The organism is Lysobacter sp. 1R34A (genome assembly GCF_051217035.1).
GTDB lineage: Bacteria > Pseudomonadota > Gammaproteobacteria > Xanthomonadales > Xanthomonadaceae > Lysobacter.
In genome coordinates this window covers 1-8819 of the sequence record NZ_JBPKJP010000133.1, presented here as the reverse complement: position 1 = coordinate 8819, position 8819 = coordinate 1, and the positions used below count along the sequence as shown (strand labels likewise).

The following is an 8819-nucleotide window of genomic DNA, read 5'->3' as shown; positions in this document are numbered from 1 at the left end:
AGGTCAGCACGACGTCGGTGCCGTCGGCGGCCAGGCGGCGCGCGATCGCCGCGCCGATGCCGCGGCTGCCGCCGGTGACCAGGGCTACTTTGCCTGCGAGAAGCGTCATCTCGTATTCCTTGAAGTGAGAGAAGGTAGGGCGATGGCGCCGATCGTGGCAGGCGCACCGGCGCGCGCCTACGGCCGCGGTGGGAAGCACCGTTGCGCGCGCCCGGCCGCGGAAAGCATCGTTGCGCGGTTGCCGCCGCCCGCGGCACCGCCAACCGCCAAGCGCGGCGACGCAGTGCACCATGCCGGGCCGCGGGCGAGGCGCTAAACTCGGGCGCTCGACCCGTCGTCCGTGGACCTTTCATGCGTTCTTCGATCCTGACCGTTTGCCTTGTCGCGGCCCTGACCGCCGCCGCCGGCTGCTCGCGCGATGCCGCGACCCCCGCCGCCGACTCCACCCCGCCCGCGGCGACGCCGGAGGCCGAAGTGAACGACACCGCTGCCGCGGCCGACCGCGACGAGCATTCCTACGCCCAGCCCGACCTGGTCCGCATCGACGATCTCGCCCTGCAACTCGCGGTCGACTTCGCCAGCAAGACCCTCACCGGCAGCGCCACCTACACCCTCGACTGGACCGATCCCAAGGCCACCCAGCTGGTGCTCGACAGCCGCGACCTGACGATCGAAAAAGTCGTCGGCGAGCGCAGCGACGGCAAGTGGGTCGACCTCAAGTTCGCCCTCGCCGAGGCCGACAAGACCCTCGGCAGCAAGCTCACCATCGAGGTGCCCGAACGCAGCAAGCGCGTGCGCGTCAGCTATGTCACCTCGCCTGACGCCTCGGGCCTGCAGTGGCTCGAACGGTCGATGACCGAGGGCAAGAGGACGCCCTTCATGTTCAGCCAGTCGCAGCAGATTCACGCGCGTTCGTGGGTGCCGCTGCAGGACACGCCGAGCGTGCGCTTCACCTACACCGCCCACGTCACCGGGCCGAAGGACGCGATGGTGCTGATGAGCGCCGACAACGATCCCAAGGCCCCGCGCGACGGCGACTACAGCTTCAAGATGCCGCAGAAGATCCCCTCGTACCTGCTCGCGATCGCGGCCGGCGACCTGGTGTTCCAGCCGATCTCCAACCGCGCCGGCGTGTGGGCCGAGCCGGCGATGGTGAAGAAGGCGGCGACCGAGTTCGCCGACACCGAAAAGATGATGGAAACCACCGAGCGGTTGTACGGTCCCTATCGCTGGGAGCGCTACGACATCCTGGTGCTGCCGCCGTCGTTCCCGTACGGCGGCATGGAGAACCCGCGCCTGACCTTCGCCACTCCGACCGTGATCGTCGGCGACAAGTCGCTGGTGTCGCTGGTCGCGCACGAACTCGCGCACAGCTGGTCGGGCAACCTGGTCACCTTCTCCAGCAGCAAGGACGGCTGGCTCAACGAAGGCTTCACCAGCTACGTCGAGAACCGCATCGTCGAGGCGCTGTACGGCAAGGAGCGTTCCGACATGGAGAACGTGATCGGCCGCAACGAACTCGCCGCCGAGTTCAAGACCATCGATCCCAAGCTGCAGGCGCTGGCGTTGAAGCCGGGCACGCTGAAGGACCCGGACGAGGCCAGCAGCGCGACCGTCTACACCAAGGGCGCCTGGTTCCTGCAGTTCCTGGAGCAGCGCTACGGCCGCGAGGTGTTCGATCCCTTCCTGCGCGGCTACTTCGACCACTTCGCCTTCCAGAGCATCCCGACCACCAAGTTCGTCGAATACGCCAAGGCCAACCTGCTCGCCAAGCATCCGGGCAAGGTCAGCGAGGCCGAATTGGAGGAATGGATCTACGGCCCGGGCATCCCGAAGTCGGCGCCGGCCACGCAGTCGCCGCGCTTCGATGCGGTCGACGCCGCGCGCAAGGCCTGGACCGAGGCCGGCACCTTGCCGGACCAGGCGCTGACCGCGAAGTGGAGCACCCAGGAATGGGTCCACTTCATCGAGGGCATGCCGGAAACGCTCAAGGTCGAGCAGCTCGCCGCGCTCGACGCCGCTTATCACTTCACCGGCACCCCGAACGGCGAGATCGCCCAGCGCTGGTATCCGCTCGCCGTGCGCAGCGGCTATCGCCAGGCCGACGCGGCGATCGCCGCGTTCCTGCAGAAGATCGGCCGCCGCAAGCTGATCATGCCGACCTACGGCGAACTGGTGAAAACGCCCGAAGGCCTGAAGCTGGCCGAGGACACCTTCGCCAAGGCCAGGCCCGGCTATCACCCGATCACGACCGCTTCGGTCGAGGCGGTGATCGCCAAGGCCAAGTCCGCGCCGCCGGCCGCGGCGAAGTAAGCGCGGGCGCATGAGCCTGGCTCGCCTGCTCAAGACGGTCGCCCTGGTGGCGGCCGTCTTGCTGTGCGCGCTACTGCTGTGGTTGTGGCGCGATCCCTACCGCGTGGTGCTCGGCGATTACGCGCGCCAGCGCATCGTCGCCGGGCTGAGCCGCAACGCCGCGCAGATCGACGACCATCGCTGGGTCTACGCCTACAACGACGAAGCGCCGGCGGACGCGCCGACCGTGGTGATGGTGCACGGCTTCACCGGCAGCAAGGAAAACTGGTATCCGCTCGCGCAGCGGCTGCGCGGCCGCTATCGGTTGTTCGTCCCGGACCTGCCGGGTTGGGGCGAAAGCGAGCGCAAGGCCGGCGCCGACTATGGCTTCGTCGCCCAAAACGACCGCATCGCGCGCTTCGTCGAACAGGTCGCGCGCAAGCCGGGCAGCCCGGTGGTGTTGCTCGGCCATTCGATGGGCGGCGCCATCGTCGCCCTGGCCGCCGCGCGCCATCCCGCGGACGTCGACCGCGTGGCCCTGTTCAATTCGGCCGGCGTGCGCTTCAAGGACAACGTGTTCGGCCGCGAAGTGCTCGAAGGCAAGAACCCGTTCGCGGTCGGCGACGCCGCCAGCCTCAAGCATTACCTCGGCATCCTGTTCCACGACGAACGGGCCAAGCCGGTCATTCCGTGGCCGGCCGACGGCATCTATATCGACCGGCGCAAGCGCGACGCGGCGTTCGAGCAATCGGTGCTCGACAAGATCGGCCGCGGCGACGAGCGCTTCCTGCCCGGCGACGAAGCCACCGGCATCCGCCAGCCCGCGCTGCTGCTATGGTGCCGGCAGGACGCGGTCATCGACGCCAGCGCCCTGGAGCTGTTCGCGGCGAAACTGCCGCAGGCGCAACGGGTATTGCTGGACGGCTGCGGCCACATGTCGGTGATGGAACAACCCGACGCGGTCGCCGAGGCCGTGGATCAACTGATAGCCAAGGGAACGCCGCGATGACGCTTCGCCACGCCACCATCCTGCTCGTCGCCGCGATCGCGCTGGCCGCCTGCAAGCAGCCCGATCCGAAGATCGCCGAAGCGGCCAAGGCCGCGCAGCAGGAGCAGGCCGCCGCCGCGGCGGCGAAAGAATTCGATACCGCCTACGGGCAGAAGAACTGGGAAATGGCCGCGGCCCACGGCGAGATCGTGACCTCGAAATACCCCGGCACGCCGACCGCCGACCGCGTGCGTCCTCTCTACGAAGAAGCCCAGGCCAAGGCCAAGGAAGTGCGCGAGCAGCGCCGCGTCGAATCGCTGTGGTCGTACATGAGCACGCCGGTCAAGACCGCGAAGGGCAAGGCCGGCACCCAGCTGTCGGCTTCGATCTACGCCCGCGCCAACGTCGAAACCGACGGCAAGACGCCGCGCCCGGTGCAACTGATCTTCCGTGATCACCCCGACTGGGGGCGCAGCAGCTACCTCGTGCTGCAGGTCGGCGACTTCGACTGCTATGGCGGCTGCAAGCTCAAGATCGGCTTCGACGGCAAAATCAAGACCATGGCTGGGAGCCGTCCCAAGACCGACGAGGCCATCGCGATGTTCGTCGAAGACGAGCGCGCGCTGTGGCGCGGCATCGGCCAGGCCAAGGCACTGACCATAGAATTCCCGGTCAAGGCCGGCGGCACCCGCACGGCGAGCTTCGATGTCGGCGGATTGAAGCAGGACAAGCTGCCGGGTTGGAAGTAATCGGTGTTCCCATCGCAAGCATCTGCATGAGGCGCCTCAAAAAGCTGCTCGCCTGGCTGTCGGCATCGGCATTGTTGGCCGCCGCGGTGGCCGCAGTTGGATGGTGGGGTTTTCTGCATTGGCAGCCCGACCGCGAGCGCTATCCCTTGCGCGGCATCGACGTGTCGCATCATCAGGGCGAGATCGATTGGACCGCGGTGGCGCGCGACGACGTCGCGTTCGCCTACCTCAAGGCCAGCGAAGGCGGCGACCATCGCGACCGTTTGTTCGCGACGAATTGGCGCGCGTCGCGCGCGGCGGGGATCGCGACCGGTGCCTATCACTTCTTCACCTTCTGCCGCAGCGGCGCCGAGCAAGCGCGCAACTTCATCGCGGCGGTGCCGGTCGAGGCGGACGCCCTGCCGCCCGCGGTCGATCTGGAATTCGGCGGCAACTGTGGCGCGCGGCCGGATGGCGCGGCGATGCGCGTCGAGCTCGACGCCTTCCTCGCCGCGGTCGAGCACGCTTATGCCAAGCCGGCGTTGCTGTATGTCACGCCCGAATTCTTCGACGCCTATCGCGAGTCGTTGCCGGCACGCGCGCTGTGGCGGCGTTCGATCGTGCGTGCGCCGGATACGCGCGCGGCCTGGGCGCTGTGGCAGTACCACAACCGCGCCCGTGTCGACGGCATCGTCGGCCCGGTGGATCTGAACGTGTATGCCGCCGACCGGGCCGCGTTCGAGCGTTGGCGCGGCGAGCCCATCGCGCCGTCGCCTTGAGGGTAGGAGCGACGCAAGTCGCGACCGCGACATCGTAATGGCGTCGTTGCTGCGGTAGCGTGTCGCGGCTTGCGCCGCTCCTACCCTGGCGGGGTGTGCGGCGATCTTGGGTCGCGACTTACGTCGCTCCTACAAGAGGCGGGGATGACATGGAGACGCAATGTCCGAGTCTGCGCCGCTATCCCCTGTAGGAGCGACGTAAGTCGCGACCGCGACATCGCGGTTGCGTCGTTGGCGTGCTTTCGCGGTCGCGGCTCGCGCCGCTCCTACTCCTGAAGGTGTATGGCGATCGGATGGTCGCGACTTACGTCGCTCCTACACAAGCGGGGGAGTGCGCGTAAACGAAAAATCCCGGCCGAGGCCGGGATTTTTGTTTGTCGCATGCGGCAGGCGCTGGTGCGGTTTCGGCGGGCGGTTTCGAATAATTTCGATTCCCGATTCCCGATTCCCGATTCCCGATTCCCGATTCCCGAACCTCGATCCCCGAGTCCCAGCCTTAAAGCGCGTACCCGAACTGCTGGCGGAACTGCTCGGCGAATTCGTCGTAGTCGAAGCGCTGGTTCTGGGTGCCGGGGTGTTCGACTTTCAGCGCGCCCATCAGGTTGCTCATGCGGCCGACGGTAAGCCAGTCGTAACCCTTCTCGATGCCGAAGATCAGGCCAGCGCGGAAGGCGTCGCCGCAGCCGGTCGGGTCGGTCACGCGGCGCTCGTGCGCCGGCGGGATGTCGTAGCTCTTCTCGGGCGTGTGGATCTGCGAGCCGTGCGGGCCGCGGGTGGTGATGTAGGCCTTGACCCGCTGCACGATGTCCTTCTCGCTCCAGCCGGTGCGTTCCTGCAGCAGGTTGGACTCGTAGTCGTTGACGGTGACGTAGTCGGCCTGCTCGATGAAATGGCGCAGTTCTTCGCCGTTGAACAACGGCATCGCCTGGCCCGGATCGAAGATGAAGGGAATGCCGGCTTCGGCGAATTCGGTCGCGTTCTGCAGCATGCCTTCGCGGCCGTCGGGGCTGACGATGCCGAAGCTCACGTCCTTCACGTCGCGCACGTGGTTCTCGTAGGAACGCATCATCGCGCCGGGATGGAAGGCGGTGATCTGGTTGTTGTCGTGGTCGGTGGTGATGAACGCCTGCGGCGTGAACAGCTCCGGGATTTCCTTGACGTGGTCGAGGCGGATCTTCTGGTCGACGAACCACTCGCGATAGGGACCGAAGTCCTGGCCGACGGTCGCCATCGGGATCGGATCGCCGCCGAGCAGCTTGAGGTTGTAGGCGATGTTGCCCGCGCAACCGCCGAACTCGCGGCGCATGCGCGGCACCAGGAACGACACGTTCAAGATATGAACCTTGTCCGGCAGGATGTGGTTCTTGAACTGGTCCGGAAACACCATGATGGTGTCGTAAGCCAGTGAGCCGCAGATCAGCGCAGACATGTTCACCCCAATAAGAAATAGAAAAGCGCGGCGGTCCATCACCGGCCGGCGGCGTAGGGTAGCGGCTGAGGCTGCGCGCGGCCAGTTCCTAATGTGCTTTCGGGGAGCCTGCGACCCGCTCGGCCGGTGCCCCGAGACCGGGGGCGGGCAGGGTGCCGGGCCGGGCCCGGGTCGCCCTCGACCGGGTCCGGGGCGGGGCGGTCCGGGGTGGCCGGGAGGGTCGCAGGGCCCCCCGGCCCAGGGTTATCCCCAGGGTGTCCGGGCCCGCTCCTGAATGGCCCAGTTCGCTCGAAACCGTTGATTTTCCTTGCTCGCAGGGGGGGCGGTTGCTAGGCTAACGCCCCCACTCCGCCCCTACTTTTGACGGCCCAATCCCCCGATGTTCAAGAAGTTTCGCGGCATGTTCTCCAATGACCTGTCCATCGACCTGGGCACGGCCAACACACTTATTTATGTGCGCGGGCAAGGGATTGTCCTGAACGAGCCGTCCGTGGTCGCAGTGCGCCAGGACCGGCTGATCGGCGGAAACCGGACCGTGGCGGCGGTCGGCGGCGAGGCCAAGCAGATGCTCGGCCGCACCCCGGGGCACATCACCACGATCCGGCCGATGAAGGACGGCGTCATCGCCGACTTCACCTACACCGAGGAAATGCTCAAGCACTTCATCCGCAAGGTGCACAAGTCGCGGTTCCTGCGCCCGAGCCCGCGCGTGCTGGTCTGCGTGCCCTGCGGCTCGACCCAGGTCGAGCGCCGCGCGATCAAGGAATCGGCCGAAGAGGCCGGCGCCCGCGAGGTCTACCTGATCGAGGAACCGATGGCCGCGGCGATCGGCGCCGGCATGCCGGTGACCGAGGCGCGCGGCTCGATGGTGGTCGACGTCGGCGGCGGCACCACCGAAGTGGCGGTGATCGCGCTCAACGGCATCGTCTACTCGGCCTCGGTCCGGATCGGCGGCGACCGCTTCGACGAGGCGATCATCAACTACGTGCGCCGCACCTACGGCACCCTGATCGGCGAAGCCACCGCCGAGCGCATCAAGCTCGAGATCGGCTGCGCCTACCCGCAGGAGCGCGCCACGACCATCGAGGTCTCCGGCCGCAACCTCGCCGAGGGCGTGCCGAAGATGATCAAGATCAACTCCAACGAAGTGCTCGAAGCGCTGCGCGAGCCGCTGGCCGGCATCGTCTCGGCGATCCGCCTGGCGCTGGAGCAGACCCCGCCGGAACTGTGCGCCGACGTCGCCGAGCGCGGCATCGTCCTGACCGGCGGCGGCGCGCTGCTGCGCGACCTGGACCGCCTGATCAGCGAGGAAACCGGCCTGCACGTGCAGGTCGCCGACGATCCGCTGACCTGCGTCGCCCGTGGCGGCGGCCGCGCGCTGGAACTGGTCGACATGCACGGCAACGAGTTCTTCGCGCCCGAGTGAAGCCGGGACTGGGGCATCGGGACTCGGCGTTCGCAAGGCCCGCTGTCCCGTTGCCTCGCCCGTCGATTGGTTTGTTTGCGATGGCTGCCATTGAACGCTCGGTGTGCGCAGCGGCCGATCGCGGCAGCCGCACTTCCGAGTCCTGAGTCCCGAGCCCCGAGTCCCGGCCGCCAATGCCTCCCTATGCCGGTCCACCCACCGCAGCCCGTAGCGGCGAAGTCGCCGACACGCTGCGCCTGCTGGCGTACCTGGCTCTGGCGCTGATCCTGATCGTGCTCGACCACCGCGGCGGTTGGCTCAACCAGGCGCGCAAGCAGACCGCACTGTTCGTGGCGCCGCTGTGGGCGGTGGCTGGATGGCCCGGGCGCCTGGTCGAGCGCGTCAGCGACGACGCCGGCACCATGAGCCAGCTCACCGACGAAAACCGCCGCCTGCGCAACGAAGCCCTGGTCAACCAGGCGCGGATGGCGCGGCTGCAATCGGTCGCGGCCGACAACCAGCGCCTGCGCGGCCTGCTCGAAGCGGCCGAGCGCGGCAACCTGGACGTGGTGCTGGCGCCGATCCTCGATATCGACCTCGACCCGACCCGGCAGCGGCTGGTGCTCGACGCCGGCAGCCGCGAGCGGGTCCGGGTCGGCCAGAGCGTGATCGACGCCGGCGGTCTGCTCGGCCAGATCACCGGCATCACCCCTTTGCACGCCAGCGTGCTGCTGATCACCGACGCCTCGCACGCGGTGCCGGTCGCGGTAGCGCGCAACGGCGTGCGCCTGGTCGCTTACGGCGAAGGCCGCAGCGACAGCCTCACCCTGCGCAGCGTGCCCTTGTCGAGCGACGTGCGGATCGGCGACGTGCTGGTGACCTCGGGCTTGGGCGGGCGGTTCCCGTCCGGCTTCCCGGTCGGCACCATCACCGCGCTGCGCCCCGACGACAGCCGCGCCTTCCTGGTCGGCGAGGTGCGCCCGGCCGCCCAGCTCGACCGCGGCCGCGAAGTGCTGGTGCTGCTGTCGTTGCCGCCGCCGCCGGCCGACGCCAGCCAGTTCGACAACCAGCCGGCGATGCCTGAGACCGGCCGCGTTCCCGCCGGTGCCGCCGAGGCGGCATCCGCTAACGCCGCGGCGCCGAACACGGCCACCGCCACGCCCGCAGGCACCGGCATCGGTACCGATCGGGCGGCCCG

8 protein-coding genes are annotated in these 8819 nt (G+C 68.1%); 6 read left to right on the top strand and 2 right to left on the bottom strand.

The genetic code is table 11. The features are described from left to right. On the bottom strand, positions 1-109 hold a 109-nt coding region (locus ACSAMQ_RS18865; RefSeq protein ID WP_435397134.1), incomplete at its 3' end, for an SDR family NAD(P)-dependent oxidoreductase. Between the two features lie 242 nt (positions 110-351). On the opposite strand from ACSAMQ_RS18865, the gene ACSAMQ_RS18860 reads away from it, so the two are divergent. From ACSAMQ_RS18860 to ACSAMQ_RS18845, 4 genes are read left to right on the top strand one after another with little or no spacing between them, the layout of a single operon-like run. Beyond that, positions 352-2313: a M1 family metallopeptidase gene (locus ACSAMQ_RS18860; RefSeq protein ID WP_435397133.1), complete on the top strand. Its 1962-nt coding sequence runs from the start codon at positions 352-354 to the stop codon at positions 2311-2313. Between the two features lie 10 nt (positions 2314-2323). Continuing rightward, positions 2324-3301: an alpha/beta fold hydrolase gene (locus tag ACSAMQ_RS18855; protein ID WP_435397132.1), complete on the top strand. Its 978-nt coding sequence runs from the start codon at positions 2324-2326 to the stop codon at positions 3299-3301. Continuing rightward, positions 3298-4029, top strand: coding sequence for a hypothetical protein (locus tag ACSAMQ_RS18850; protein WP_435397131.1), 732 nt, complete (start codon positions 3298-3300; stop codon positions 4027-4029). The genes ACSAMQ_RS18855 and ACSAMQ_RS18850 overlap by 4 nt, the downstream gene beginning before the upstream one ends. 26 nt (positions 4030-4055) lie before the next feature. Continuing rightward, a complete protein-coding gene (locus tag ACSAMQ_RS18845; RefSeq protein ID WP_435397130.1) occupies positions 4056-4787 on the top strand; it encodes a glycoside hydrolase family 25 protein in 732 nt (243 codons plus the stop codon). A gap of 496 nt (positions 4788-5283) precedes the next feature. On the opposite strand, the gene ACSAMQ_RS18840 is transcribed toward ACSAMQ_RS18845, so the two are convergent. Further along, positions 5284-6216 carry a carbohydrate kinase family protein gene (locus ACSAMQ_RS18840; protein ID WP_435397129.1) on the bottom strand — a complete coding sequence of 311 codons (933 nt, stop codon included), beginning with the start codon at positions 6214-6216 and terminating at the stop codon, positions 5284-5286. A gap of 379 nt (positions 6217-6595) precedes the next feature. Here ACSAMQ_RS18840 and ACSAMQ_RS18835 point away from each other — a divergent pair, with 379 nt between their 5' ends. Both ACSAMQ_RS18835 and mreC read left to right on the top strand, forming a co-directional pair. Continuing rightward, positions 6596-7642, top strand: a complete 1047-nt coding sequence (locus tag ACSAMQ_RS18835) for a rod shape-determining protein (RefSeq protein ID WP_031372079.1) — start codon at positions 6596-6598, stop codon at positions 7640-7642. Positions 7643-7815: 173 nt separating this feature from the next. After that, on the top strand, positions 7816-8819 hold a 1004-nt coding region (mreC, locus tag ACSAMQ_RS18830; RefSeq protein WP_435397128.1), incomplete at its 3' end, for a rod shape-determining protein MreC.

Coding starts and splice junctions, on each gene's coding strand:
- ACSAMQ_RS18860 (WP_435397133.1), top strand. CDS start 352: ATGCGTTCTTCGATCCTGACCGTTTGCCTTGTCGCGGCCCTGACCGCC.
- ACSAMQ_RS18855 (WP_435397132.1), top strand. CDS start 2,324: ATGAGCCTGGCTCGCCTGCTCAAGACGGTCGCCCTGGTGGCGGCCGTC.
- ACSAMQ_RS18850 (WP_435397131.1), top strand. CDS start 3,298: ATGACGCTTCGCCACGCCACCATCCTGCTCGTCGCCGCGATCGCGCTG.
- ACSAMQ_RS18845 (WP_435397130.1), top strand. CDS start 4,056: ATGAGGCGCCTCAAAAAGCTGCTCGCCTGGCTGTCGGCATCGGCATTG.
- ACSAMQ_RS18840 (WP_435397129.1), bottom strand. CDS start 6,216: ATGTCTGCGCTGATCTGCGGCTCACTGGCTTACGACACCATCATGGTG.
- ACSAMQ_RS18835 (WP_031372079.1), top strand. CDS start 6,596: ATGTTCAAGAAGTTTCGCGGCATGTTCTCCAATGACCTGTCCATCGAC.